General features: G+C 64.2%; 27 protein-coding genes and 2 pseudogenes. 24 read left to right on the forward strand and 5 right to left on the reverse strand.

Annotation, left to right across the window (positions count from 1 at the left end):
* Window positions 1-40 precede the first annotated feature (40 nt).
* Together AC6CID_RS20740 and AC6CID_RS20745 are read right to left on the reverse strand one after the other, a co-directional pair.
* Complete coding sequence (locus AC6CID_RS20740; protein ID WP_498354383.1) at window positions 41-1,000, reverse strand: hypothetical protein; 960 nt, start codon at window positions 998-1,000, stop codon at window positions 41-43.
* Between the two features lie 299 nt (window positions 1,001-1,299).
* Window positions 1,300-1,731, reverse strand: a complete 432-nt coding sequence (locus AC6CID_RS20745) for a helix-turn-helix transcriptional regulator (RefSeq protein WP_230792454.1) — start codon at window positions 1,729-1,731, stop codon at window positions 1,300-1,302.
* 410 nt (window positions 1,732-2,141) lie between these two features.
* Here AC6CID_RS20745 and AC6CID_RS20750 point away from each other — a divergent pair, with 410 nt between their 5' ends.
* The 21 genes from AC6CID_RS20750 to AC6CID_RS20850 all read left to right on the forward strand — a co-directional run bounded on the left by AC6CID_RS20750 (window position 2,142) and on the right by AC6CID_RS20850 (window position 21,737).
* Window positions 2,142-2,795: a hypothetical protein gene (locus AC6CID_RS20750; RefSeq protein WP_498354384.1), complete on the forward strand. Its 654-nt coding sequence runs from the start codon at window positions 2,142-2,144 to the stop codon at window positions 2,793-2,795.
* Window positions 2,792-3,115, forward strand: a complete 324-nt coding sequence (locus tag AC6CID_RS20755; RefSeq protein ID WP_498354385.1) for a hypothetical protein — start codon at window positions 2,792-2,794, stop codon at window positions 3,113-3,115. Before AC6CID_RS20750 ends, AC6CID_RS20755 begins: the two co-directional genes overlap by 4 nt.
* Before the next feature lie 241 nt (window positions 3,116-3,356).
* The gene (locus AC6CID_RS20760) at window positions 3,357-4,910 is read left to right on the forward strand and encodes a hypothetical protein (protein WP_498354386.1); all 1,554 of its coding nucleotides are present in this window, start codon (window positions 3,357-3,359) and stop codon (window positions 4,908-4,910) included.
* Between the two features lie 155 nt (window positions 4,911-5,065).
* A complete protein-coding gene (locus AC6CID_RS20765; RefSeq protein ID WP_082899698.1) occupies window positions 5,066-5,674 on the forward strand; it encodes a hypothetical protein in 609 nt (202 codons plus the stop codon).
* A 347-nt stretch (window positions 5,675-6,021) separates the two neighbouring features.
* A complete protein-coding gene (locus AC6CID_RS20770; protein WP_475869109.1) occupies window positions 6,022-6,810 on the forward strand; it encodes a ParA family protein in 789 nt (262 codons plus the stop codon).
* Window positions 6,810-7,202 (forward strand): ParB family protein, encoded by a 393-nt coding sequence (locus AC6CID_RS20775; RefSeq protein ID WP_260783049.1) that lies wholly within the window; start codon window positions 6,810-6,812, stop codon window positions 7,200-7,202. Before AC6CID_RS20770 ends, AC6CID_RS20775 begins: the two co-directional genes overlap by 1 nt.
* Before the next feature lie 186 nt (window positions 7,203-7,388).
* On the forward strand, window positions 7,389-8,489 hold the full coding sequence (locus AC6CID_RS20780; protein ID WP_498354387.1) for a DUF2637 domain-containing protein: 1,101 nt from the start codon (window positions 7,389-7,391) through the stop codon (window positions 8,487-8,489).
* Window positions 8,489-10,282, forward strand: coding sequence for a hypothetical protein (locus AC6CID_RS20785; protein ID WP_012476971.1), 1,794 nt, complete (start codon window positions 8,489-8,491; stop codon window positions 10,280-10,282). Before AC6CID_RS20780 ends, AC6CID_RS20785 begins: the two co-directional genes overlap by 1 nt.
* On the forward strand, window positions 10,283-11,077 hold the full coding sequence (locus AC6CID_RS20790) for a hypothetical protein (protein ID WP_217580480.1): 795 nt from the start codon (window positions 10,283-10,285) through the stop codon (window positions 11,075-11,077). It begins immediately after the preceding gene.
* Between the two features lie 193 nt (window positions 11,078-11,270).
* Window positions 11,271-13,262, forward strand: a complete 1,992-nt coding sequence (locus AC6CID_RS20795) for a cutinase family protein (RefSeq protein ID WP_498354388.1) — start codon at window positions 11,271-11,273, stop codon at window positions 13,260-13,262.
* Between the two features lie 259 nt (window positions 13,263-13,521).
* Window positions 13,522-13,827 (forward strand): hypothetical protein, encoded by a 306-nt coding sequence (locus AC6CID_RS20800; protein WP_080678626.1) that lies wholly within the window; start codon window positions 13,522-13,524, stop codon window positions 13,825-13,827.
* Between the two features lie 442 nt (window positions 13,828-14,269).
* On the forward strand, window positions 14,270-16,273 hold the full coding sequence (locus AC6CID_RS20805) for an ADP-ribosyltransferase (RefSeq protein ID WP_498354389.1): 2,004 nt from the start codon (window positions 14,270-14,272) through the stop codon (window positions 16,271-16,273).
* A 55-nt stretch (window positions 16,274-16,328) separates the two neighbouring features.
* Window positions 16,329-16,517, forward strand: coding sequence for a helix-turn-helix domain-containing protein (locus AC6CID_RS20810; RefSeq protein ID WP_012476975.1), 189 nt, complete (start codon window positions 16,329-16,331; stop codon window positions 16,515-16,517).
* The gene (locus AC6CID_RS20815; RefSeq protein WP_498354390.1) at window positions 16,514-17,605 is read left to right on the forward strand and encodes an ADP-ribosylglycohydrolase family protein; all 1,092 of its coding nucleotides are present in this window, start codon (window positions 16,514-16,516) and stop codon (window positions 17,603-17,605) included. Before AC6CID_RS20810 ends, AC6CID_RS20815 begins: the two co-directional genes overlap by 4 nt.
* Before the next feature lie 102 nt (window positions 17,606-17,707).
* Complete coding sequence (locus AC6CID_RS20820; RefSeq protein WP_498354391.1) at window positions 17,708-18,304, forward strand: hypothetical protein; 597 nt, start codon at window positions 17,708-17,710, stop codon at window positions 18,302-18,304.
* A 123-nt stretch (window positions 18,305-18,427) separates the two neighbouring features.
* Window positions 18,428-18,601, forward strand: coding sequence for a hypothetical protein (locus tag AC6CID_RS20825; RefSeq protein WP_450118388.1), 174 nt, complete (start codon window positions 18,428-18,430; stop codon window positions 18,599-18,601).
* Between the two features lie 350 nt (window positions 18,602-18,951).
* Window positions 18,952-19,485, forward strand: a complete 534-nt coding sequence (gene imuA', locus AC6CID_RS20830) for a DnaE2-dependent mutagenesis accessory factor ImuA' (protein ID WP_498354392.1) — start codon at window positions 18,952-18,954, stop codon at window positions 19,483-19,485.
* Window positions 19,482-19,829: a hypothetical protein gene (locus tag AC6CID_RS20835; protein ID WP_231414312.1), complete on the forward strand. Its 348-nt coding sequence runs from the start codon at window positions 19,482-19,484 to the stop codon at window positions 19,827-19,829. Before imuA' ends, AC6CID_RS20835 begins: the two co-directional genes overlap by 4 nt.
* A gap of 261 nt (window positions 19,830-20,090) precedes the next feature.
* Entirely contained in the window at window positions 20,091-20,903 is an 813-nt protein-coding gene (locus tag AC6CID_RS20840; protein ID WP_242411774.1) for a DUF6884 domain-containing protein, read from the forward strand.
* Window positions 20,904-20,931: 28 nt separating this feature from the next.
* A complete protein-coding gene (locus AC6CID_RS20845) occupies window positions 20,932-21,333 on the forward strand; it encodes a hypothetical protein (protein WP_012476981.1) in 402 nt (133 codons plus the stop codon).
* A 44-nt stretch (window positions 21,334-21,377) separates the two neighbouring features.
* Window positions 21,378-21,737, forward strand: a complete 360-nt coding sequence (locus tag AC6CID_RS20850) for a hypothetical protein (RefSeq protein ID WP_498354393.1) — start codon at window positions 21,378-21,380, stop codon at window positions 21,735-21,737.
* 167 nt (window positions 21,738-21,904) lie between these two features.
* Here AC6CID_RS20850 and AC6CID_RS20855 read toward each other — a convergent pair.
* A protein-coding gene (locus AC6CID_RS20855; protein ID WP_153008482.1) for an IS5 family transposase occupies window positions 21,905-22,701 on the reverse strand; the annotation gives its coding sequence in 2 pieces (ribosomal slippage) (window positions 21,905-22,365 and window positions 22,365-22,701; 798 coding nt in all).
* Window positions 22,702-22,756: 55 nt separating this feature from the next.
* On the opposite strand from AC6CID_RS20855, the gene AC6CID_RS20860 reads away from it, so the two are divergent.
* Window positions 22,757-23,305, forward strand: a complete 549-nt coding sequence (locus AC6CID_RS20860; protein ID WP_498354394.1) for a hypothetical protein — start codon at window positions 22,757-22,759, stop codon at window positions 23,303-23,305.
* A gap of 400 nt (window positions 23,306-23,705) precedes the next feature.
* Entirely contained in the window at window positions 23,706-24,065 is a 360-nt protein-coding gene (locus AC6CID_RS20865; protein ID WP_024100463.1) for a hypothetical protein, read from the forward strand.
* 124 nt (window positions 24,066-24,189) lie between these two features.
* Here the strand turns inward: AC6CID_RS20865 and AC6CID_RS20870 are convergent.
* Window positions 24,190-24,642, reverse strand: a pseudogene (locus AC6CID_RS20870) (IS30 family transposase); the annotation flags it as partial.
* Window positions 24,643-24,843: 201 nt separating this feature from the next.
* Between AC6CID_RS20870 and AC6CID_RS20875 the strand changes: the two are divergent.
* Entirely contained in the window at window positions 24,844-26,049 is a 1,206-nt protein-coding gene (locus AC6CID_RS20875) for an IS110 family RNA-guided transposase (protein ID WP_138843968.1), read from the forward strand.
* Between the two features lie 14 nt (window positions 26,050-26,063).
* Here the strand turns inward: AC6CID_RS20875 and AC6CID_RS20880 are convergent.
* A pseudogene (locus tag AC6CID_RS20880) lies at window positions 26,064-26,804 on the reverse strand (IS30 family transposase); the annotation flags it as partial.
* Between the last annotated feature and the right edge of the window lie 139 nt (window positions 26,805-26,943).

Consider the following 26,943-nt stretch of genomic DNA (forward strand, 5'->3'; position numbering starts at 1 on the left):
CGAGTTGACGATTCGTAGATGGTGGTTGGTGGGTGGTAGGTCAGGCGAGCTGTTCTTCGAGAGCAGCGTGCCGTTCTTCGACCAGGAGGATGATTGCCACAGGGTCGCCGTGCCGCTCACGGGTCGAATGCAGCGGAAAGGATGCCGCGAGGAACGGAACACCGTCGATCGTGATCTTCTGCTCTGCATCCTCTGGAGCGTCCGGCCTGGCCAGCTCGGCAAGGTCGACCTGCTCGAGGACCTGAGAAATGCGACTTTCCCCCAGTGGGGCGTGCCTTCCGACGGTGGTGATCGGGATCGTCTGACGGGCTTCCACGAGCAGCAGCGTCGCATTGCTGTATCGGACGAGCGAGGAAATGTTCGCTTCGAGCATCTCTCGCTTGTCGAGCTGCATGGTGAGGCCGTAGAGGAGGCGCTGGTCGTTCTTACGCACTCGCAGCCGGCAGCTGGACCAGAAGTGCACCCAGGTACCACCGGGCCGCAGGCTCCAGAAGGAATCGATGAGCAATCCGTCTTCGCCGGTCAGCGCGTCGTAGTAGCCACCGACCATATTCCACGCGTCTTCTGGGTTCAGGTAGGTGAACAGGTACTGGACGTGGCGTTCCTCATTGGCTTCGCGGCCATCGCCGATGAGCGACGGGTTGTCGCCAGTGGTCCGGGTGGTCATCGCCGCCATGTCGAGAATCCACGCGTTGTAGGTCGGCCGCGGGCCGGGCTTGTCGGTCCCGATCCAGGCGATCAGGCCAACCGGTGTTCCGTCCGAGGCATCTACCTGGTGGGTTTCGATGTGCATGCCGTCGACTTGTGGGATCGAACGGCCTTCGAGGGCTGCGGAAAGGACCGCCCTCACTACTGCTTCGCCGGTCTTGTCCAAGCCGAGCGATTTCGCCCTGTGCAAGGGCCGAGCGACGCGCTCCCCCGCGGCCGAGTGCACGAAGATGTCGTTACCTAGTTGGCTACCGATGATGTCGACGGCAATCCATGTCCCCGAAAGTGCCATGCAGGTCAGGTTATGGGACGCGCCCTATGGGCTATCAGCCGCCATATATCTGATACGAGTGACTGTTACAGTGACGTATGTCACAGTCTTGCATCGTTCGATTCCTCTGGGTATGTTCCCTTCTGCTCGGGGGAGTGTCTCCTTCGTGCTCGCGCCAGTCGGTGAGTGATTCCCGTCTGGAAGCAGAAGGCCCACGAAAAATCGTGAGGTCTGCTTCCAGCTACCAGGAATCGGAGGACGGCATGCACAGAGCGAGCACCAGGATCGAGAGACGCGCCACGGCTTCACGAGCGGGACACTTACGCAGGCGCTCCCGGCGGCCTATTCCGAGCACGCTCATGGGCCGCACGCAGCTCGTCTTCCGAAATCCCGAGGGCTGCGGACAGTTTTTGCGCCGCAGCATCCGAGAGCGAAACCACGCCACGCTCCACCGAACTCACCGTCTGAGTGGGGAGGCCGGCCTTGGCGCCGAGCTGAGGCTGCGTCAGACCCAGCAGCACGCGGAAGTCTCCCGGGTAGCGATCGTCCTCCGGGACCAACACGACGTCGGCGATCGTCACGCCCAGCACCTCGACAACGCGTGCGAGCAGGTCCACCTGGGGAGAAGCGGCACCGCTCTCCCAGCGACGAAGAGTCTCAGTGCCGACCTTGGCCAGTCGCGCAGTTTCTGTCTGCACAAAACCCGCCTCAAGCCGCGCTTGGCGCAATGCGTCCGGACTGAACCCCCGTATGACTCGACGGCTCACCGTGCGCGTCCTCCTCGTGAAGTGGTCATCGCTAGACACTGTGCAACCCTCTCGATACGATGTGCGCATACGGGCAGAGAATTATGGCTGAATAGAATAAGGATAGGGGGTGGTGGAATTGAACACAGAAAAGAAACGGTCCCCCAGCTGTTGACGCAGCTGAGGGACCGTTCAGAGTGCAAGCCGACTGTTGACGCAGTCGGACAAGCCAGAGGAACGCGGGTTAGCCCCCCGCGACCTCGATTGCAGATATGGAGCCTGCGATGAACACGTTAGTTGGCACTGGGCCCTTACGCCTAGTGACGGCCCGCCCGGCCCCCCTTCGCCAAGGGACCCGGAGCGCACCTTCTAGCAGCAAAGATCCGCGCCACATCCTTGCTCGGCACCTGCCGAACATGACCGAGACCGCGTGCTCGACCTGCCACTTCGTCTATTCCAAGGAACAGCCGCTGTGCCCGCCCGTCGCCGAGGCACTGCGCAAGATGGCGACGAGTGCGCCCACCAAGTCCCTCAGCAACTACTCGACGACCCGGCTCCGCGCGATGCAGCGGGAGCACTGCGGCACCGGTCGCTGCCGCCGGTGTGGCTTCGTCTACACCCCGAGCGTGCGGCTGTGCCCCACCTCGCGCCGTATCGCCCTGGAGCTCGAAACCCGGTTCAAAGCCCCCATCAGTGAGATCAAGGCGGGCAAGGGCCTGTGCTCCGGAAAAGGGACTGCGTGGACTGTCACGGGCAACGAGTCCGCCCCGTGGCGACAGGCCGTCGCCGCGTGTGCACAGTGCCCGTTGCTGGCCCAGTGCGCCACGGAGTTGGAACGCAGGCTCTCCAGCGGTGAGAAGATCAGTGACCAGATTCTGGCCGGCCGACTGTTCTCCACTCAGGGCGCCGAGATCGATATCGAGGGGTTCGACAAGTACGCAGACCGGCGCGGGGTGAAGACCAAGGGCCGGAGCAGCCGTGCTCGGCGCCGCGCGGCTGGTTGCACCGCGACTGCTCCGATGCCCGCTGCGAGTGATCAGCTGACGCTCTTCGGGTCGGCTGCCGCATGAAGCCCGGGGCAAACGATCAGGCTGCTATCGATCGAGACGGCCGTGAATGGACGCTCTTCGCTCTTGATGGCCGGATGAAAGGCCGTCTCGCCCGAGAAGGCGCAGCTGCCATCCTCTGCGACCTCGCCGAGCTGGTGGAGATGCACGGACCGTTGGTCCTGTCCCCTCCGCGGCTCACTGTCACCGGCGGGTTCGCTGCGATTGCCGACACTGTCGGCCTCGTGGCGTCCGATCCGGAAACAGCCTCGATCGAACAGATCCGGCAGGTCGCCGTATTCGCTCAGTCGATCCTCCTGCCACAAGGTCGACAGAGCGCATGACCGATTACATGCGTCTCACCAATCCCATGCGTGCCTCCGCTCCGGAGAGTCCTGCGCATGGTGAGATGTGGGGTGCTGTAGTGGGTCGAAAACACAGGAGGTGCACCGATGACTGAGTGATCCAACGGAAGGGCCCAGCAACTAAACAGTGCAGTGATATAGCCCAAAAAAAGAGAAGCCCCCAGGTGGGGGTGGGTTTCAGGAGGAGATCCGCCGAAGGATTTGGAAGATCCTTCACCACTTGAGGGAGATCGTCTGGCAGGACGATCACGCTCTGGGTGAGTGTCCGAAGTTGGCGCTTCAGATACTCATTACTGCTTCCCCGAAGGGACTTACCTTGACCGGTACGTCTCAGGGTAGCGCACACCCTGAAACAGGCTCAACCGTTCAGTTTTCTACGACCCCCGGCGTGTCGCCCGAGGTCAGTGATGTCGACTTCCCCCTCCCCCAGCCTTTCGCTGACGAGGAATGGGAAGCGATCGTTGCTGCCGCGGTAGCGAACGTCGCTGCAATCGAAGCTGCTCAGGACCAGGACGACCCTGCCGAGGCAGCCGTCCAGGACCTGCTCGAAGCCCAGCCGGCCGGCACGCGCGCCGCACTGACGCTGCCTGTTCCCGCAGGCGCCTGCGCTCGAACCCCGACCTGGCACAGCCGCCGGTACTGGCTGACGCTGTGCGAGTGGATCGCTGCCAACACCGACCGCGGGAAGACCGCTCTCAAGCGCCACGGCATCGCCGCAGAGACGTTCCTGAAGGTGTGCGCGGCTCATGCCGAGTACGCAGACTCCCCCACCGGCCGTGATGTAGCAGCCACCCTCGCCACCCTCGCCAGTCGGTCGAAGCTGTCGACCGACCAACTCAAGCGCGGCCGCCGTGTCCTCAAGACGCTCGAGCTCGGCGTAGAACTCGCCCGCGGGAAGAAGCTCAACGGCCACGAACGAGAGGCTGCGGCGCGTCTCTACGCCCAGGCCCACGGACAGGCCCCGACACGGCTCCAGAGCGGCGCGGCGAGCGTGTGGGCGCTGTCCGCGCCGCTCTGGGCTGTGGAGGCTATGCCCGCCCCCAAGAAGCCCAAGAGGCGGTCACAGCGCCGATCGGCGCGGCGAGTACGGAAGACGGGAGCGTCCACTTCCCGCCCGGCTTCGTCGGTCCCTCGAAGGTCACCGCGTTCCGCACCCCAATCTTCTAGGAGTTCTTTTCTTGTGTGTCTTTCCGTTAGGAAAGATCACCAAGCGCGCGAGCGCGCAGGCGAAGAACACTCAACACCGACCAGGATTCGTCCTCTGACGCTCCAGCGTGCAGCAGCGGAGTTGGTCGAACGCGTCCCAGCACTGCGTGCCGTCGTCGGCCTCGATGAGGCGACAGGGAAGCGTCGAGGCCACATCGGATCGGTCTGCGACCTGCTCGTCGAAGCGGGAATCGACACAACTCGCTGGACAGGTGCCGACATCGCACAGGCCCTGAACCACGATGGTGCGGCCCGGGGCTGGATGTGGCCGGCAGCCGAGACGATGACTTCTCCGCTGAGGTTACTCGCGTTCCGGCTCTCCCAGCTCGACTGGAGCAGCCCGTCCCTGACCGAGCGCAAGATCCACGGCCGCGAACTGGCCGGAGAATGCCCGGCCGAGGCGGCCTACCGCCTGGTCAAGGCCCACCGACGGACTCGCGCGGCCGTCTCGGCAAAGCTGGCACCTCCGGCCTCTGACGAGCATCGACGAGCGATTCGCGAGCAGTTGACAGCTGACCTGGCAGCTAAGAAGGCGGCCCGCGCTCTGGCCTCGGCACGTGTCGGATGACTACGCAGGGGGACGTGTCATCGAACCTGCTCAGCGCGTCACGGCGTTTGGGAAATGGGCCACGCCGAGCCAAAGCGCTGGCCTGAAGGCAACGAGTGCATAGGCTACGAAACGAGTCGCGTGAGCCTGGAGCGAGCAGGAGGACGGAAGTGACCATGAGCAGTAAGCAGGCCCCCCGCTCGCATCCCCGCGTCCTGGTCAGCCGATCGGTAGACGAGAGGCGGAAGGTCTCTCGCAACGCGGACTCAGTGAGAGAACGGCTTCGGAATGGCGCGCAGCTGATAGTGGTCGACAGCGGCGATCGGGTCATCGACCTGTCCGAAAAGGAACTGCGGGCGAAGCATGAGTGGACGCTGCGGATCGTGGGCACGTCGAAGGTCCGAATCCACCTCTCCACTCCCCTGCCGGCCACCGCGCAGATCGTTGCGACCGGAAGATCCTTCGTAGAGGTCACTGGACGAGTAACAGTGCATGCCTACACCCATGCCACTGTTCACGCATTCGATCAGTGCACCGTTCACGCGTGGAATTACGCCGCAGTCAGTGCCTGCGACTCGGTCGTCGTCGTTGCGGTAGACGACACCGAGATCGCTGCGTACGACCATGCACGGGTGGACGCCAGCGATCGTGCTCGAGTCACCGCGGCCGACTCTTCCTCCGTGCGTCTTTCTGGAGATGCCAGCGCCGCTGTTGCGCGCGGCGTGAAGGTCACAGGCCCCGCTCGCGCCAACGTTCACGTCGCTTCCTCTGGCCTACTCACGTAGCCAGCCCCGCTGACAGCCCGCTCCCCTATAGCCCATATGGGCTATAGGGGAGCGGGCTGTCAGCGGCGGAGCCAGTCGGCGCACCGGTGCTATCGGAGTGCTGGGGATCATGCCTCATCAGCCATTGCCTGAGCAGATAAAAGCGCACATGAGCTGCTGCAATGACAGACTTCGGTAGATGAGTTGAGCGCACCATATCTATGCGAACCAGATAGCAACTTCCGATAGGTGATCTGTGCTGTGCTGGAGGCATATCATCTTGTCTAAGACAAGTACAGATATCCTCTAGTACATAGAGGATATATAAGCTAATATTAGTACCCATATGGGAAACGAAAGGGGAGGGAATGACGATCACCGCGATCGCCAACCTCAAGGGCGGGGTGGGCAAGACGACCGTCGCCAATGGGTTGGCCCACGCCGCGGCCGCGGCCGGAAAGTCATGTCTGTTGATCGATGCGGACATGCAAGGAAACTCAACGAAGCATCTCACCGGGTACTCGGCGACCGAACCTTCACCGAAATCGCTCGCTGATGTTCTGGATCGCAATGTGGACCTTCCGGCCCGGGATGCGATCATTCCTGCGCGCAGGGAAGCGATCCATGTGCTTCCTAGCGGGTTCGGCGATTTGCAGGCGGTCAGCGACCAGCTCGGCACCAAGCCAGGCGGGGAGATGGCGTTCGCTCGGGCGCTGAAGAAGATCTCCGGCGACTACGACCACATCTTGATCGACTGCCGCCCTGCGATCGATCTGGTCTCGCGCAGTGCGTTGTACGCCGCGGACAACGTCCTGGTCGTCGTGCAGCCCGAGCAGGATGCTCTCGACGGATTCGACGCAATCCGGGACGCTCTCGACGACATCGCCGAGTACATGGACAAAGTGCTCCCGCTTGCAGGCGTGGTCGTCAACCGGGTCGACGGCCGTCGCAGCGACCATGCCAAGTCGATCGAATACCTCAAGCAGTACGCGGCCGAGGACGGCATTGCGATTCTCGGCGACCTCATCCCGCAACTCGCCGACATCTCCAAGCTCACGAACGTCGGCATGGGATTCGATCAACACCCCAAGTCGCCGGCCTGGGCGCGCAACCTCCACGCGACATTTACCGAGATCCTCGAGAAGGTGGCTTCCTGATGAGTGGCATCCCAGAACCCACGCGACCGACGCCTCGCAGGGCGCGCAACACGTTTGCACAAGCCAAGGAATCCCTCGCGGCCGACGACGCAATCTCCGCAACGCCGGCCCCCGTTGCGCAACAGGCTGGTGCAACGCCGGCCCCCGTTGCGCAACAGGCAGCACCCGCTCCAAAAAAGCGGAAGGTCGCCACCACCGACATCCTGCTTTCGGTGTCGGAGGAGCTGAAGGAGCGCATGGTTGCAACGCTGGAGCACACACGCCCGCGCACCGGCATCACCAGCCAGCAGCAGTTCATCCGCATTGCGATCGAGCAGCTGTGCAAGCGTCTGGAGTCCGACTTCAACAACGGCGAGGCATTCCCGCCTCCGGCGCAGGGAGTCAACCTTTAGCCCATATGGGGTATAGGGGATATAGGTACAAGTATGGGCATTGCACGTGGTGCAACACCTCTACCAGCGCCGTTGCGCAGTTGCGCAACCCCGAATCCTCCAGCAGCCACTATGCAATGAGACCCCGCCGGCTGGTACCCGGCAGGGTCTCTGCGACCGGGACCACCGTGGAAGGAACCCCGATCTATGACCGACTTTAATCTCCGCGCGGCGCGACTTCAGCTGTACGGACTTCTTGCAGCGGTGCTCCTCGCGGCACTGCTCGCCGCTGGGATCACCACCGGCGCATTCATTCTTTCGTTCTCCGTCCTGAAAGACCTCGCTGTGCAAGGCATGCTCCCCGCTGAGCACGCCTGGATTTTCCCTGCGATCGTTGACGGCGGAATCCTCGGTGCAACCATTGCTGTGATCGTCCTGAGCAAGATCAGCGGGAGCGCAAAAGGGCGCAACTTCTTCCTCTGCCTTCTGATCGCCGTGGTGTTCGTGAGCGTTGCAGGCAATGCGTATCACGCCTATCGGGCCGCGCAGGATGCTGCACAGACCATCGCCGGAGGCGCCATCCTGGGGTTCAACCCCCTTGCACCGACGGTTGCGCCGATTATCGCGGTGATCCCTCCGTTGCTGGTCTTGGCCTTCACACATGGCATCGGCATCCTCATCAAGGCCATCGGATCGGCCTTCACCGAGTACAGCGAACTGGTCAAAGCTGCCGATGCAACGTCGGCCCCCACCATTGCGTGGACTTCAACGGAACCCGCCGAACCCGGACCCGTCACGAAGACCGACGAGTGGAGCAGCGACGCCGCCGCTGCGTCCGAGCGGACGCCTGTTGCGCACGACGTTGCACCTGTTGCGCACCACGTTGCATCCGTTGCGCACCACGTTGCATCCGTTGCGCACCACGTTGCATCCGTTGCACCTGAAGGCACGCCGTCGCCGACTCCCGAGACAGTTGTTGCGGATGACACCGCAACGGCCCCGATCGTCGAAACAGCACCGGCTCCTGAGCAGAGCACCCGCGCGCTCCTCGAGTTCATCGACCAGGTTCCCGGCCTCTCTGACGAAGTACGCGAGACCGCGCGGATGAAGATCAGCACTCCGGACTTGACGTTCGCGGCGATCGCCGAGCAAACCGGTGGTGTCGCAACCAGCACCGCATTGCGTCGCTACAAGAAGGCAGAAGAGGCAGCGCTCAAGGCTGGCTTCACCATGCCGCCGCTGCCTGACTTGGGCGAAGGTTCCCTCGGTCGCGAACACGTCGAAGAACGAGAACTGGTGACCAGCTGATGACCGACCACAGGGGAGAAGAACAGTTCGCCCTCTTCGGATTCCCCGAAGAGGGCGATCACGAAGAACCGAACAGTTCCGAGCCCGAGACGATGCAGCCTGCGGCGGCGCCGGAAGAAAGCCCCGAGCCCGACGCAGACGGCACGGAACAAGAGGCCGGCACCACAGTCGAGGCACTAGAACTCAATCCGCGACCGTGGGAATCGCTGCCGGTAACCACCGATGCCGACGGCCACGCAATCATCGTCACTGCCGAAGCCACCTACACCCCCTCCGGTGCGCGACTGACCGGACCGGTCGACTCGATCGAGAAGCTGGACAAGCTGCTGCACTGGGCAGCGCTGACCCCGCACGGACTCACCGCACAGGTGTGGTTCGTGGGGATCGATTCCTGCGCCCAGCTCGGGTGGACCATCGATCCTGGCAGCGAAGACGATGTCGACGACCTCGAACAGCTCCGTCAACGTGCCGCATCCGAACTCACCGAAGCCATCGCGGCGACACTGCCGCCGCTGATCGCTGCCGGCTGGGAGCTGCGGGGCGAGCCCGGATTCGTCGTGCACCTGATCCGCAAGGTCGGAACCGCCACCCAGATGGTCGACCTGATCCTCGAGCCGTACGTGTGGACGTACTGGAACAAGGACTTCGGATGGGGCAATCGGGTCGGAGACATGGGCATCCTCGGCAACCCCACCGTGGGCACCTATCTGCCCGACGACGACCTGCCCGCCGCCCGCGAGCTCGGCCGCCGCCTGGCCTGGTCCGTCAAACACCTCGACACCCTGCCCGGGCCCACTCCCGCTCGCACCGGCGCTGCGGTCCTGGACAAGATCCGCCGCGAACGCCTCCGCACAGGCAAGGGCATCGTCGTCACCGCCGGCGGCCCGATCCCGCCGATCGACGGTGCACCGCGTGGGGACTTCGAGCCGGCCGCGGGCTGGTCCCGCATTCCCGACACCGACGATCTCGACGGTGCCACGGCACTGGTGACCATCGACCAGCGCGCCGCGTACCTGGCCTCCGCCGGCATGCTGTCCTTCGGCTACGGCCGGGTCCGCAACCTCACCGGCGCCGACGCCGCGGCCGCGGCCGCAACCGACAAGCCCCCCTTCGGGATCTGGCGCGTGACCCTGCCCGCCGCGGGGCAGTACGCGTTGCCGACAAAGCTGCCGCTGCCCCATCCGGCGATGCTCGACGACCAGCCCGTGCAGACCTGGATCACCACAGTCAGCCTCGACGGGCTGTGCGCACCGATCGCAGACGGCGGGATGGGCCTGGACCTCGACGATCTCGACATCACCGAAGCCTGGGTCTACGAAGAACAAGGCCGTGCCCTCGACAAGTGGGCCAAGGTGCTCCGCGAGGCCCGCGCGGTGGCCGTCGACACCAATGATGCGGCGATGAAGCGCTTCCTCGGTGCCTGCTACAAGGGCTATGTCGGCCGGATGGTCAACCCGGACATGTGGACCGCCACCCGTATGCAGCACCACCATCAACCGCTGTGGCGGGCGGCGATCATGGCGCACTGCCGCTGGCGTGGCCGCCGCGTCGCGATGCGCATCGCCCGCGAGACCGGACGCTGGCCGATCCGCACCATGACCGACTCCTGGGTCTACCTGGTGGGGGAGGGGCAGGATATCGCCGACGACAGTGACGCCTTGGGCAAGATGACTTTGGAGAAGCATGTAGAGCTGACCGACGAGATGATCCTGTCGTTCGCCGCGGCCGAGACCACCCACGATGTTCGCCTCACGATCGCTGCGGCCTACGGTTCCCAGGACGAGGAGGACTAGATGGCACTGCATCTTCCCAAGCCCCGATCGAAGTCCGTGGTGCAGAAGGCCGTCGGTCTCGACGGCATGAAGGTCAAGGTCGCCGCGGCCGCGGCGGCAGGGGTGGCCAAGGCACAGGAATCCAGTAGTGGACTGGCCGGCCTGACTGCGAAGGTCCCGATCAAACAGATGCGTAGCGAGATCGGCAACGACGGTCTTCGCCAGGCCGCGATCGATGCCGGGGCCAAGCCTCCGTCGGACCGCACTCTGCGCCGGTGGGCGCAGCAGGACCGCATTCCTCACGCGTCGATCGCCGAACTCGCGCAGCGCCGCGCCGCAATCGCGCGGCTCGGCGGGGTCAACGAGGTGGCGAAGAAGATCGGTCGCAGCCCGTCGTCGGTGCGCAAGTACATGTCGGGAAAGACCAACGAGTTGCGCAACGACGCAAAGTCCAAGCTCAAGGCCGCAAAGGCTCAGGTCACCATGCACCAGGCCGGCGTTCTCAAGCCGGATGGAACCCCGAAGATCGCCACCATCCGTGTCACCGGCCGCGTGCATGTTCGCAATGGTGATGAAGCCGGATACGACTTCCGCACCCGCACGCTGGACTTCGGTAACTCCGACGTCCCCTTCAGTGCCGAAGAGTCTCAAGCTCTCGCTGCGGCACTGGCCAACGACGATCAGGCGCGTGTCGTGGCAATCCTCGAACGCCATGCCACCCTTGACTATCCGGAGAACAAGGGTTTCGATGCCTACGGTGATCAGTTCGGTTTCCACTTCGATGCCATCGACAAACTCGACGTCACCTGGCACTGAGGCACTGTCACCGAGGGCCGCTTCCGCTATGCGGGGCGGCCCTCGGCGGTTTTGTGCATGTCATTGAGGCTGGATATTTGCGCAGTTCAAGAGGCACAAATGTGGTCCGGTGAAGGGTTCACCCCGTTGGGGAAAATCCCGGTTGTGGGTGAATGTATGCAGGCACATTCCCATTCGGCCATCAGAGGTGCCCATGCCTGTCAGACGTTGGAGGTCCCGCCGCACTGTTGCGCTGGTTGCCACCGCGACCGTCGCAAGCGGGGGCGTGCTACTCACTGCGCCCGCGATTGCACATGCGGCTCCGACCGATTGCGCGTCGACGTTCAACCTCTTCATTCCCGGCACCTGGGAGACCGACGAGAACGCTGACCCCAGTCAGCCGGTGGGCATGCTCAAGCCGGTCGCAGACGCGCTCGAGAATGCCCACGGCAGTGCTGTCGAGGTCTACACGTTGCCGTACATGGCCAGAGCCTTCGACAACGGTCATACCTACGCCGACAGCAAGGCCGACGCGGTGTCGAAGGCCAAGCAGGTGCTCGCAGACGTCGCGAACTCGTGCCCCCGAACGAAGTTCACGATGATCGGCTACTCGCAGGGCGCGGACGCTGCCGGCGACATCGCCTCCGACATCGGCAACGGCAGAGGACCCATCGACGCCAGCCGTGTACTCGCAGTCGGTCTGTTGGCAGATCCTGGAGCAGGAACGAAAGGGTCAGCGACTGTAGGCCCGCGCACTTCCGGACAAGGCATCGCTGATCCTCGACCCCAGGGAATGGGGGCACTGTCCGGCCGCGTCGCCTCGATCTGCGACCCGGGGGATCTGTACTGCTCGATCGAGAAGGGATCGAGCCCGTTGCTCGGATCACTGGGGTCGATCCTGAGCAAGAGCTCGAGCGTCGGTGATGTCCCCACTGCGGAGCCTGGGGGCAACACGCAGCTCGCCGCGGCTCTGACCTCCGACTTTTCTGATGCGGATCTGCCGGCCCTGGGTACCAAGGTCTCCACTCTCGGGCAGCAGTTGACGGCACCGACTGTTGATATCGACCAGGTGGCCGATACCGCCCGATCCATCGCGAAGACCCTCGCTCCGCTGACCGATCTCCTCAGTTCCGGTGCAGCGAACCCCGCGGCGAACGGTCAGCTCGCCGACGCACCGGTCGGGACTGCCGAGCACAATGCTGGTGAAGTCCTTACCCGCGCGGGGCAATCCGACCTCGAGAGCGCCTTCAGTGCAGCCCTCAAGATCGCCGACACTGCGAGCACCCTGGCCGGGGATGCCTCCGCCGGTCTCCCGTCCTCTGCGCCCGAGATTCAAACGCTTGCCGACAATGCGAACCTGCTGACCGGCCAGGTCGCACCGCTGGTTTCCACCCCTGTGGATGCGCTCAGTTCGGCCACCAGTGTGCTGTCGGTGCTCAAACCGACCGTGGTGGTCAACCAGGTCCTCAACGTCGCTACCGGCGTGACGTCCCTGGACCTGCCCGGCATTCTCAACAACCTGGCCCTGCTGCCGCAGAAGGTCGCTGCGCTCGACGCGCACGGCGCCCACCAGATCGCAGGTGAGCTGAACAACCAGTTCTCGCCGTTGGTGAAGATGGCGGCGGAGGTCGACATGCGGTGGGTCTCACAAATCCTTGCGGTCATCCCGGACCCATCCGGCGCGACACAGATCGCTGCCCTCGTGTCGTCGATCTTGTCGAACGTCGATGTGATCAGACTGGCCAACATCGTTGGTCAGATTCAGGAAATCGCGTGGGCAGCTCTCGAAAAACTCTTCCCGCCGCCGGGAATCGCGCCTGATCCAATCGGTGCGGGAGCTGCAATGACCGGCCTGCTGCCGGTGGGGCTGGACCTGGCATCCGTTGCGGTTGACATGCTCTCGGGTAAGGCCACCAAGACCCCGCCGGAGCTGCTGGGCAAGCAGGCGAACGCTGTATCGACGAGTATCACCACCCAGGCCGCGAACCTGGATCTTCCGCAGCTGTCGGACTCTCTGGTCACGCTCTCGCAATCCCAGGGCGCTCAGGATCTCGCCGCGCTGGTCAGTGAAGGGCTCAGTGCTGCGAGTTTCTTCACCTCTGGCGCTCACACCAACTACAACACTCTCGTGGTCGACAACGCCGGGCGAAATGCCATCCAGTGGCTCTCCGACTGGCTCAATCTTCAGATCGGACGTGCCGTATGAGTTCCCGTGCCCACAATCCGTCTGCCCGCTGGACCTGGTGCGCTACATGCGCTCACCGGGGATATCTCACCCGCGGTGACGCGCGGGCGGTCCGGAGGCGTCACCGGGGGGAGAAGGGTCTGGCTGTGTTCGCGTGCCCTCACGTTGATGGTCTCTTCCACGTCGGGCACCGTCCTGATGCGTTGAGCAGCGGGGAGATAGACCGTGACTTGCTGCGTACCCAAGCGGTGCGGGCCGCTGCGGCGGGGCGTGTGACGTTGTGACCAAGGCTGTGGGCGTTGGTGTGCTCGTGGGGTTGAGCGCATTGGTCTTCGCGGGACTCGGCGACATGGTCGGCACCGCCGCTCGTGCGGAAGCAACGCATGCAGCAGCGGTGGGGGCGGGAGCAAATGAGGTCGCGCTGGCCGTCGGCGATCTCATCGCGGGTCTGACTGAGGTCGACGAGCTCCCTCCTGCCGCTAGCCGGCATGCGGACACAAACAAGAGCCCGGTGTGGGTTGTTACCGTTCCGCTCGCGACCGATGGGGCGGACCTCGGCGGCCTTCCCGATAGAGCGGATGATTGATGGGTAGCCGTGCCGATGCAGGGGTTTTCGATCCCGCGAAGACTGCGCGCCGAGTTGCAACAATGCAAATTATTATTGTAATGTTGTGGTCGAGTTGGACCGGTGGATCGGTCGACGTCATGTAAGCGTACGGGGCTGAGAGGCCGGCGCGAACGGGAGGAAGGTGAGCGATATGGCCGGCTGCGCACGTGCCGCGGTGAACCTTCGTCTCCTCCCTGGGCTTCCGCCCGTCCTCTGCGGCCGAATGCGCATGCAGGCCGGTAGGGGGGACGTGCCGTCTCCCCAGTACGATCCGGCTATGTGCCGCTCTAAATCTCATGGATCAGGCCGTCGATGCCCGGGGTGTGGGAGCTATAAAGCTGCTGCGAAAGCCAACGGAAATCGCCGACTTGCACGCGAGGCGCGCAGGAAGGTCGTCGAGCATCTGAAGGAACAAGGGTTGGTGGAGTCCGCAGCTGCCGTTCTGGCTGCGCCGCCGAGTGTTCTGAAAGAGTTCATGGAAGGGCTCGGAATCGACCCAGAGATCCTGGGCAAGACGCCCATGCCGAGCACGCACGCTAACCCTCCCAGCGCGAAACTGCTGATCGCACAGGCAAAGGCCGAGCGGGACAAGCTCGCGGCGCCGAAGATCACCCCGGCTCAGGCTGCTCTCGACGCAGCCGAAGAGAACGTCGCCGCGGCCGATCACGATGAGAACGAAGCGCGAAAGGCGGTCAACCGCTACCGGACCCGACTCCGCAAAGCGAAGAAGGAGCTGGAGGCAGGAACAGGTACCGCCGAAGCTGTCGCCGAGCAGCAGAAACTGCTCGATAAGGCCAAGGACGCATATGTCGATGCTCAACGGCGGCAGGCCGAATCACGCGACGACCTGGCGGCCGCGAAGTTCGGCATGCGGGAGGACATGAGCAGCGACGAAGAGCGCGACGCGTACTACGCAAGCCTCACCGACGACGAGGTCGCCGCGATCACTCGGTCGTACAACCGTAAGTACGCCGCTGAAGCAACGGCCGCCATCGCCGAGGGACCGGTTCTGGCACCTACCGGCGTCGCGCGTGACACCGACATCTACAAGGCCGGCACCATTCCGATGGAAACCGGATCGGGTGTTGAACAGGTCGAAGGCCGCTATCTCGACGGCGGAACTGCTATCGTTCGCCGCGGATACAGCGACTTCGTCGTCCTTCAGCGCAAGGGCGACGCGTATTACCCGGTGGCCACCGCGAACGGAAAACAAGATGCCCTGGCCAAGGCCAATCGCATCCCGATCCTCGTCGACCCCGGCGCGTTGCCCGAGGGCGCAACCGACATGCAGCGGCAGGCACACGCCATTCGCGGCGACGTACTGCTCGACGTCGCGCGCCAATCGGCCGCCGGCAAAGCCCCCACCGCCGAGATCCAGCAGAAGATCATCAACGACGGCTACAGCGGCGCTGTCGAGAAGTTGACCGACTCGGTCGGAGCCGGCCCGGTCCGTGCCGACATCTACGCCGGCGTCAAACGGCACAACAAGCGGCTGCGGGAGCAGGCTGCGATCGCAGCGGGGGAGAAGGCCCGCGCCCAGGCGCTGGCTGCTGGCAAGTCCACGGCGCAGGCCGAGCAGGCATACGTCCGTGCACATCGCCGCGCGCTGGGCACCGAAACTCGTGGTGGCGGCGTGATTCCCCACTTCGACCACAAGATTCCGCCGGAGAGCCTGGGGGAGGAGAAGCACAAGAGCCTGTACCGCAGTGGAATCAGGGCCTTCGGCAAAGAGACCGCCGACGACTACGCGGTGATCCATCAGCGTGCCGGCGATCTGAAGGCGTGGGGGTTCTCGGTCAGCGGCGACAAGGTGAAGACCTCCGACCTGTCCAAACTGACGGCGCACAATGCCACGTTCGTGAACAAGGTGCTCGACAAGTCCGAACGCAGCGCGCTGACGACCTACACCGGCGGCAGTTACCACGCGATCAACGCTGCAATCACCGGCCGTGATCCGAACCCTTCCGGGTCGACGAAGACCACGGTGTCGGGGATCGAGTCGGCGTTCGACAAGTTCAACGAGCACAACCCGAACATCGAGCCGATGACCGTCATGCGGGGCACCCGTGTGCCGAGCGGATGGAAGGGGACAGCCGCCGAGTACATCGACGCCACGTTCACGGTCGGATCGAAGATGCAGATCGGCAAGGTCACCAGTACGACGACCAAACAGGCAACCGCAAAGGGATTCGCCGGACATCCGCCGTACATGATGGTCATCCGTACCCGCTCTGGGCTTCCGGTCAAGTCGATCTCGCTGCACAGCGGCGAAGACGAGGTCATCGTGCCCACGGGCACCGATCTGCGCTGTGTACGCGTCGATCACCACGGTGTCCACGGCATGCCCACGGTGTGGCTCGTAGCTGAGGACCTGGTTGCCGAAGCCGATGGCGGTACGCATCCGCCGCTCAAGGCAGTAGCGTAAAACCATCATTGAACTGGGATGATGGCATGTCCCCCATCGTGAGAGAGAAGGCACCATGAACTCGAAATTGACCGACGAACAGCTCGACGACATCCGTGAATACCTCGCCCAGGGGATGAGCCCGGACGACATCGCAAACTACATCGGCCGTGTCGCCGACCTCGATCTCATTGAGATCGAGTACGTGCGCACCGCGGCCAACGAACTCGAACACGAGAACCAACAACACGGGGAGAAGCCTTGACCGCACCTACTGCCGATCGTCCCGTTCAGCTCGCGCGGTACAGCAACGCACTGACCGGTCTCGCGGCCGGCGACGCCTGGGGTTACCAGGTCGAGTTCTTCTCCTACGCTTCGATGCCGGCCTTCCCGGTGCCGGCGCCTGCGGGGGAGTGGATCATCAGCGACGACACCCAGATGACCCTCGCCCTGCACGATGCGCTCACCGAGGTCGCCGACTTCGACGACATCGAGGCGGTCACCGCCGCGATCGTCCGGCACTTCACCCTGTGGAAGCTCGACCCCGACAACAATCGCGCCCCAGGCCGCACCTGCATGGGATCACTGTCGAACCTGAGTGCTGGCGCGCGCTGGTACGACCAGGACGGTGCACATGAATCTGCCGGCTGCGGGGCCGTGATGCGCTTGGTGCCGGCCGCGTTCGCTCCCGAGCCGTACTGGCGGGGACTGACTGCTCTCCAGGCGGTGATCACCCACAAGCACCCTCGCGCGATCGTGCCGGCACTGCTGCTCGCTGACGCGGTCCGGCACGCTCCCGAACGCCGCGGCCGATTCCTCGAGCACGCTCTGACCGAGGCCGAGCGGATCTTCGACGGTGTGAGCGAGTGGTTGACCGATCCCTACCTCGCCGATGTCCTTGCCCCCTATCGAGGGGACGTGTCATCAGTGCTGGTCGAGGGGTTGAACGATGATGTTGTGGACATCCTCGTCGCGGCCGCGGAGACGTTGGACCGCCTCGCGTTGGTGGACACGACCGAGTACGGCGACCCGTGCACGGGCATCGGCGAAGGGTGGGAGTCGGCGAGCGCGATCGCACTGGGACTCCTCGTTGCAGACCTGGCCACGCTGCCGGAAGACCGACAGATCAGCTCCGGGAATAACTGGGGTGGCCCGCAGGCGCTTGCCTGGGCGGCGACCAGCAACGGGGACTCGGACTCGATTGCCTGCATTGCGGGCGCACTTATCGGTGCCGCGCAGACGACGCCGGATTACTGGCGCCTCGCTGGGCTGGCCCCGAGATTCGAGCCGCGCTACGCCGCTGCGATCGAGTCGGCATCCTGCTGCCTTCCCGGGGATTCGGTGGTGCGCTGACCTGAGCGCACCCAGTAGGTGAAATGCGCTGCGTCCTGCCAAGGTGGCACATCCCCTCTTGGGTTCGAGTGGGCCCGAGGCATCACAGCGAAAGGGAGCGAATTGCAGGTCGAAGCAGTAGCAACGGGCGCGGTGATGATCGTCGGCGGAGCGTGCGGGTTCGTCTGGGCGCCCCGCGTCGTTCCTCGATACGGCAGCGCAGCCGTTTTCTACGGGCGAGCCTGGTTGCTGATCCTGGCCGCGTTCGGGGCGCTGCCCGTCGTCTCGATTCTGGGGTTGCCTGCGCGGGTTCAGGACGCAGTCAGTTCGGTCGTGATCAGCATCGGTCTCGCCGCCGGCGTGTGGTTCCTCGTTCAAGGCGTGCGCACTCGTCGTGCGGAGTTCCGGGAGCAGCAACGTGATTGCCGAAACCGAGGTGCAGTCCCTCCGCGGTACTTCTGGTCACCGTGGGCGATCTTCGGGTGGACTGCCGCGCTCGGAGGTCTGGTCGTCGTAGTGGGCGGAATGGCGGTGGCGTCGGCGATCGCGGCCATGCTCGGCTTCCAGACGCAGGAAGAAGTCGACAGGGCGTCACAGACGGCCGCGAGCGCCATTACCGCCGGAATCTTCGCTCTCGTGCCGGTAGCTGCGGCATTGGGTCTGCGGCGCTGGTGGCGTCTGCGCAGCGAACCCTCCGAGCTGCTGGTTTCTGTTTCCTGACACACTCAAGAATGGACCGCTGAACTGCGGTTATGGCACGTCCCCTTTCGGTGTCGACGATCGTCTGATGTCCCCTGGATGAGGCTTACCGTCTGCGGTTGAACCGGGCGGCAGGAGAAAACCGTGAATCTCTCTCGCGCAGAGTACGGCCGCTGGGTTGTGCAGTCCGGCCGGATCTTGGCCGTGATTCCCTATGCCCATGTCAGTGCGCAATCGGTGATCGAGCAGATGTACTTCGGTCCAGGCGCACGGCGCCGTGCTGAGCGCTGGGTCACTTCGGATTTGGCATCGCGCTGATGGGAAAGGTGTTTGACCTGCTGCGACGTCACATCCCGCAGACGTATGGGGTATTAGCTCCCATATGGATATGCCTCAATCTATCGAACATGTGTTCTACGCTAAGGGGCGGAGCTAAGGGGTGATCAGCTGTGGAGTCGAAGGTCGACACGATCGCGCACCTGCGAAACCGGATTGCCGCGATTCCCGGCCGGCCGAATGACCCACGTCTGCGTCCGTCGTCGACCGCGCGCGGGCCGCACACCGAAACAGCCCGGCCGCCGGCCCTCGGGACGGCACGGGGGGTCCTCCCTGTCCCCGAACCGCTCGCGCCCCTGCTTCCGCACGGCGGACTGCTCCGAGGATCAACTGTGCACGTCACCGGCGCGACGGCTCTTCGGCTCGGGCTCCTGGCCTCGGTGACGGGCTCGGGAGGCTGGGCAGGGGTGATCGGAAGCCCCAACCTCGGATTGCTCGCCGGCGTGGAAATGGGAGCGGATCTCGCTCGATGTGCCCTCGTTCCCGATCCTGGTGCAGACCCCCTCGCCGTGGCCGCCGTGCTCCTGGACGGACTCGACCTGGTTGTTCTCTCGCTCGGTGGTGCCAGCATCCCTCCGAGTCGTGCACGTGCCATCGCCGCACGCACCCGCAACAACGGCGCGGTACTCGTTGTTGCCGACGGAAGTTGGCCGACTGTGGATCTGAACCTCGACGCTCAGGTGGTCGGCTATCGGGGTCTCGGCGGCGGAGACGGTGGCCGCATCACAGGGCTGGACCTGACCGTCGAGGCGCGTGCCAGGGGACGGCTGCCGCAACGAGGGAACATCACGCTCACCGGCCACTCTGACGGTCTCAGATGGATTGCGCGACCGGCAGCCCCAGAAATGCTGAAGGTTGCGCAGTGACCGGTCCCGGACTCGACGCCTGGGATGAGCAGTTTCCAGGCATGCCGATCCTGCGGCGGCCACCCGAACCCATCGAGGTGATGGTCGATGTCTCCCGAGCTCTACCTGCCGGCAGAGGATTCACTCGTGTCGATGGCCTGCCACTGCGTGTGAGGGCCGGGGGTATTCGGCTCGAATCGGTAATGCGAGCGACTCTGCACGCCTGGATCAGGGTGTGCGACGGACGCTGGCTTGCCCAGGTGCGCCTTCCGGTGCGCTCCTCCAGCGGCCGCAGTGGCGCCGAGCTGTGGCTGTGGGTGGATTCCGTCTTCGTGTTCCCCGCGGGTGAAGGGGCGCAACTGTAAGCGAGTTGCCCGGAAGGCATCGCATCATCAGGCCGAGGCGCGATCATCGCACCCGCCCGCAATAGCCATGAGCTGCCCAGATGGCATGTCCCTTCGGGGCGGATCTCGGATGATATGGCGACGATTCGTCGAACCATCTGCCCGGCCTTGGTTGATGCCTGATGTCACTTATCAGCTAGCGCAATCGAACCCGAGCTAGACAATACAAAGAAGTAATGTAATGTTTGGTCTGGTTGGTGAGCGGTCGCCCCAACTCCAACGATGAAAGCAGCGCACAACGTAATGTCGCCGATCTACACCCCGACTTTCCGCTACGACGACCCGACTCTGACTCCGCCGGCCCCTGGGCGTGCCCTGATCGAAGACATCGGACTCGTCGAGTCTTTGCCGGGGATCGGTCCGAAGAGCGGCGGCGGATACATCGGAGTCCCGATCTCGATCGGGCCCCTGCACACCCGCTTCCTCCGGCCTCACGACGGCGTCGAAACCACGTTGCCCAACACTGATCTTCGGCCGTGGCGCACCCCGTTCCTCGTCGCAGCCCACTCGCAGAACTGCTTCGACCTGCCCGACCGTCCCGGCTGGAACTGGCTGCGATGGACTGTCGCCGACCATCTGGCACACGATGCTGCCGCCGCCCGCGCGGACGAACCCCTGGTCATCGTGCCTTGCGGAGCAACGAAAGACCCGACCCCCTCCAAGATCCCGGCAGGGCAGCGCTACACGGGCACCTACCACCGACTCGGCCTGCGTGCGGCCGCCGCGCTCGCGGGCCCGAATACCACACGCATCCTCTCCGCGCGCTTCGGTCTGGTACCGCTGCATCACCTCATCGAGCCATACAACCTGCGCCTCGGCCAGCCCGGATCGATCACAGCAGAACGACTCCGGGAGCAGGCCGCCGACCAGGGGCTGCTCGACCATCGCAACGTCGTGCTGTTCGGTGGTCGCGACTACACCACGCTCGCACAGCAGGTCTGGCCTCATGCACACACACCGTTGGCAGGCACGAAAGGCATCGGCGAACAGCAGAAGCGACTCGCAGAGATCGCCGCATGCGGCCAGCTGCACTGATCACCACACCGACACACTTGGAGGATCTATGACCGAACTGCTGCCAGAAAGCCACGGAGTGGAATCAACCCAGGGCACTAGAACCGGCGCTCTCGCCTGTGGTGCCTTGCGTGACGTCACCTCCGAAGCCCGTCGCTTCGGGATCTTGCTGCCCACCGCGATCACCGATCGCGCCTGGAAGCACACCATCGCGTGGCCGGAAGCCGACGATGCGCTTCGCTGCGAAACAGGCCGCGCCTGGACCGTCCTGGCCCACGCCGCTCGAGCGCTCCTGCGCGCGCAGAGCCTCGGCGCCGCCGGGCTCCAGCTGTTCAACTTCACCCCAGCGCCTGCCCTGGACGGAGAAGACCTGCTCACCCTCGGCATCGAGATCGGCTCCGGTGACACGGGGGAGCTCGTCGTGACCATCACCACCGCCGCCGACCACTGATCTTCCACCCCGGCCTTCCGAGCGATCCGGAGAACGGAGACCCGATGCCCGACCGCACCCCCGATCCGCTGACCAATTACTTCCCGCCCAACTGGGATGACCGTCCCCGAGTGAAGCGGTGGAACGGTCATATTCGTCGCGAGGATTGGCTCCTCCGAGACAAAGAAGACCTCGTCAGCATCATCGAACTGCTCAGCCAGCAGGTCACCCATGCGAATCAGGATGCACTCGACGCGAGCTTTCTCGCCGAATGGCGCATCCATCGCATGCTTATGCAGGCAGGAATAGGTGCGCGAATCTACCTACAGTTGATCCGCGCACGTCACCGTGGACGCAAGACAGCACGAATTGAAGATCTTCTCAGCCTCGGCGCTAACCGGGAATGCCACAAAAAGTCATCGTGAACAGGCTAGATGGCACGTCCCCTCGATTCGGTTACACCCGGATTCGGCGACGACGAGCGGCAACCCGCGCGCGATTTGTGCCTGCGAACGTGATACGAGTTTGAGGTAGCTTCGATCTTGATCAACACTCCGATTCTTGATCCTGAAGGGGATGCTTAGAGAATGTCTCATTTGGCGAGCTTCTTGAAGCAGGTCAACGCCGCGGCGAGTTGGAGGAAAGCAGCGAAGTGCTCGCCGTGGCGCTCGTAGCGGATGGTCAGCCGGCGGTAGCCGGTGAGCCAGGCCAGAGTGCGCTCGATCTTCCACCGGTAACGTCCCAAGCGTTCGCTGCTGTCGACGCCGCGGCGGGCGATCCGCGGAACGATGCCCCGGGCCCGCAGCCACCGGCGGTGCACGGGGTAGTCGTAACCCTTGTCCGCCCGCAACCGGCCGGGTCGGCGGCGCCGCGGACCGCGACGCGAACGCACCGCAGGAATCGCAGCGACCATGGGTTGCAGCATGACACTGTCGTGGGTGTTCGCCGAGGTCACCGCGGTGACCAGTGGGATACCATCGGCGTCGGAGAGGATGTGGATCTTCGAGCCGTTCTTGCCTCGATCGACCGGGCTGGGACCGGTCAAAGATCCCCCTTTTTCGCCCGCACGTGCGCGGCGTCGAGGATCGCGGCGGACCAGTCCAGGTCCCCACCGGCACCGAGTTGGTCGAGGACCCGGCGGTGCAGCTCGTCGAACACCCCAGCCTTGGCCCAGGTCGTGAACCGTCTATGCGCGGTCGGAACACTGACTCCGAATGACGGCGGCAGGTGCCGCCAGGCACAGCCGCTGGTGAGCACGTAGACGATAGCGGTGAACACCGCCCGATCATCGAGCGCCGCCCGGCCGCCACCCTGCGGCCGCGCCCGGAATCCGGGCAACAACGGTTCGACGATATCCCACAACGCATCCGGTACCAGCCGGGAAGACAACGCATCGACCACGACGGTGCATTATGCCGCACAAACGATCGAGACCATAAGAGACATGCTCTTAATGCTTGCTGGTTCGTCGGGGACCGCGGTCAGTCATTATTCGGACTGGTCAACCATTAATTGGATAGTCGGATATTCATGGCTCTTGACGGCGGTAGCGGTCGCGGCATTCGCGGTGACGATGTGGCTGGCCGCAGACGACGAGTCGTCCATAGGGATTCGGGTGGGGTCTGTCGCGCTCGGCGCCGCCGCGGGCCTCATTCAGCTCCTCGCGCTGCGGTCCGTCGTCCGCCATATCGAACAGCTCAGATTGGCTGCCGGTCTGGCTCTGCTCGTCATCGTTGCTGTTGCCGGGCTGACCTATCTGGCCGCTCGCGCTCACATGAAAGGCCGGCACCACTACTACACCCCGGCGGTTCCGCTTCGCGCCTGGGTCGTTCCGGCGAGTGCCTCGACAACGCTGGCGATTGTTGTGCTCGTGATCGAATCGATTCGTCGAGTATCTGACCAACTGTCAATGGGAGCGGGTTCATTAGCGCTCGTGACAGTTGCTGCCGTGGTTTGGCTCGTCCTCCATCTGCGCACACCCGAAACACGGTGATATCCCCGGAGTGTTCACCCAGTTGGACGATTCCCAGTACGTGTGGTGCTATATCGACCGCACGTAGCGCCCCCCGGCTACGTGAGTAAGTCGCCCCTGTTGTCTGGCCTACCCCGCCACAGACGACAGGGGCGCGGTCATTTCAGGTGGTCTCCGGTGTTCTATCTTCGATAGCCGCCTTCCGGGGTGCGGTAAAGGCGAAAGTGGGGCGACGGGAGGCAAGGCGTACTCGTCGTTCAGGGTGCGCATCTGCATGAGGGTTGCAACTATGCAAAATACTATTGTAATGTTGTGGAGTGTTCGGCGGTGCGACACCGCGAGGTTCTATGCCTCGGAATCCGAAACACCTCGGCGAGCAGACACTGCCGATCAATCCATCCGACTACCTCGAGGAGGGCACATGAACGCCTACGCTGTCGAGATCCAGGCCAGCACCGGATACGAGTTCAAGAGCCAGACCTTCACCATCGTTGTCGACGCCCCCAAGGGCTACGACCAGGCCGAGCGTCGTGGAATCCGCCGTGCGATCGAACGCGCGGCAGAGTGGAACGCCGAGCACCCGGAGGCGATCACTCCGCGCTTGACCGACACGAGCGCCTATCGCGTCGTCTCCATCCGCACTCACGTCGACGACGTCGCAGTCGCTCCCGCGACTCCTGCCGCGACTCCTGTCGTAGCAGGACAGCACGGGGCAACCCTCGTTGTGGCAGTGGACCTGAACGCACTCCTGGATGCCCTCGGCCAGCAGACGAAACGCTGACTGTTAGCTCGGGCCACCTGCCGCCTCACAGCTGCGCCCATTGCGACCAGCGCATCCGCTGATACAGACACAGCGAAGGCCCCACGAGTTCTGGCGGTTTCAAGGGGTCGACGCAACACCGCTGTTAGTTGGTGGTGATTAGATCACGCAGACGCTCGGCTGGAGTATCCCAGCCGAGCGTTTTGCGTGGCCGGCCGTTGAGCTCCTGGGCGACGTGCTCGAGGTCCGCCGGGCTGTAGACACTCAGATCGGTGCCCTTGGGGAAATACTGCCGCAGCAGTCCGTTGGTGTTCTCGTTGGTGCCGCGCTGCCAGGGGCTGGCCGGGTCACAGAAGTAGACGGCCATATCGGCAGCGATACCGAACTGCTTGTGCCGGGCCATCTCGGCGCCTTGATCCCAGGTCAGCGAGCCACGAAGATGCGCGGGCAGGTCTTTCATCGCGGCGATGAGCGCGTCCCGCACGGATTCGGCGTCGTGCCCGTTCGGCAGGTGCAGCAGCATCGTGTAGCGGGTGGTGCGTTCGACGAGGGTGCCGATCGCGGTCTTGTTCAGCTCACCGGTGATCAAATCGCCTTCCGTAAGACTGTTGGTGGTCCGGGAGGGCCGGGTGTGGCTGAAATCGCCTTGCGCTGTGGTCGCTGATTGGGAATGTCCACCCGGTCCTCCGGGACGCCTCGGCTGCTGATTGAGATCTGCGCTCGGTCGCTGGTTACGGATGCGTCAGCGGGGTGTTCCACGGGACCGCTGTCAGCACCCGGTCGACGGACGGAGACACGCATGACGGTAGTTCGGGACAAGGCATGGATCGGCATCGATGTCGGCAAGACCCACCACTGGGCGTGCGTCGTGGACGCTAACGGTCGGACCTTGTCATCGGTCAAGCTCGCCAACGACGAAACCGACCTCGTCGCGTTCGTGGACCGAGCAGGTTCGCTGGCGCAGCAGCTGATCTGGGCCGTCGACATCATCGGCGCGCCGTCGGCGCTGCTCCTCGGTGTGCTGGCTCGGGCCGGCCACTCGGTGCACTACGCATCCGGTCGAGTGGTGGCGGCGATGAGCGCTGCGTACACCGGCGAAGGAAAAACCGACGCCAAAGACGCGTACGTGATCGCCGAGACCGCTCGCCTGCGCCGGGACCTGACGGTCATCGATGCCGGCACCGATCTGGTGCGTAACCTCGCCGTGTTGACCGGGCACCGGACGGATCTGATCGCCGATCGCGTCCGGATGATCAACCGACTGCGCGACCTGTTGACCAGTGTGTTTCCCAGCCTGGAGCGGGCATTCGACTACTCCGCCCACAAGGGAGCGCTGGTGCTGCTCACCCGCTACGCCAGTCCCGATCGGATCCGGCGCCTCGGCCAGACCCGGCTGACGCAGTGGTTGCGGAACCGGAAGGTCCGCGGCGCCGACGACGTGGCGGCCCGGGCGCTCGCCGCAGCCGAAGCGCAGTCGATCGTGCTGCCCGGACAAGAGCTCACCGCAACGATCGTCTCCGAGCTCGCCGGCGCGATCCTTGCTCTCGACGAACGAGTCAAAGCCCTGGACGAGAAGATCCGCCACGAGTTCAGCCGGCACCCGCAGGCCGAGATCATCGAGTCGATGCCGGGATTCGGGCCCTTCCTCGGCGCCGCACTGCTGGTCGGTGCCGGGGATCTGCGAGCATTTCCGACCGCCGGTCATCTCGCCGCGGCCGCCGGACTCGTGCCCGTGCCGAACGACTCCGGTCGGCGCACCGGCAATCTGCACCGACCGTTGCGTTACAGCCGGCCGCTACGTCATGTGTTCTATCTCTCGGCGCAAACCAGCATGATGCGTGCCGGCCCGAACCGCGACTACTACCTCAAAAAGCGTGCCCGAGGCGCCACCCACACCCAGGCAGTCATCGCGTTGGCTCGACGCCGCATCGATGTGTTGTGGGCGTTGTTGCGTGAGAACCGGACGTGGACAGCCACGCCTCCACCCGCCGCTCAGGCGGCTTGACATCATCATTGAGATTCCCAGTGCCCGGGCACCGCACGGTCGGCGACCTCGGCGGGCCGGTCACTGATCATCACCATCGGATCGGTGAATCGCTGATACCGCTGACCGTCCGCGCGGTGCGGTTTACGTCTCGCCCGTCCGGTCCGAAGTGACTGTTGTACTTGCTTTTTGAGCCCTCCTCGGGCTTGGAAGTAGAGGGCTTGGTAGATCGTTTCGTGGCTCACCCGCATACTTTCGTCGTCGGGATGATCCCGGCGTAGACGGTGCGAGATCTGCTCCGGTGACAACTTCCGGGACAGGCCTTCCTCGACCGCTGCCCGCAGGACCGTGTTCACCACCAGTTTGGACTGCTTCGGCCGCGCCCGGGCCGTGGCGGCGGCTCGATCGGCCTGATACGGCAGGTAGCTGCCCTCGATGCTGTGCCGACGAATCTCCCGCGAGACGGTCGAGACGTTCTTGCCGATCCGAGCGGCGATGGTCCGCAGCGAATCCTCGACGAGCAGGCCGTCGGCGATCGCGATCCGGTCCTCGGTCGACAGATACCGGTCGCTGATCGCCGGCCGTCCGCTGCCCTCACAGGTCACACTGGTCACAGACTGTGTGTAGACGGTTCCGTGGTGGTAGTCCACCACCCGCCCATCGGGATGGATCCGCTTATTGTTCGAGCGCCGGATTCCCTGCCGCCAGTCCCGTGCGGTGCGTTCGTTGACCCCGACCTCACGGGCTGCTCGTCTGGCCGACCAGCCCGCTGCGATCAACTCCAGGCAACGACGCTTGGCTTCGAGTTTGCCCTTCGGTGAGATTTTCTCCCTGCCGACCAGTCCCTCGTCCACCAGGATCCGGCGGGCCACCGAGTGCGCGACCTTCGATGCCTTCGCCGCCCGATTGATCGAC

This window comes from Rhodococcus sp. GQ147 (assembly GCF_059759155.1).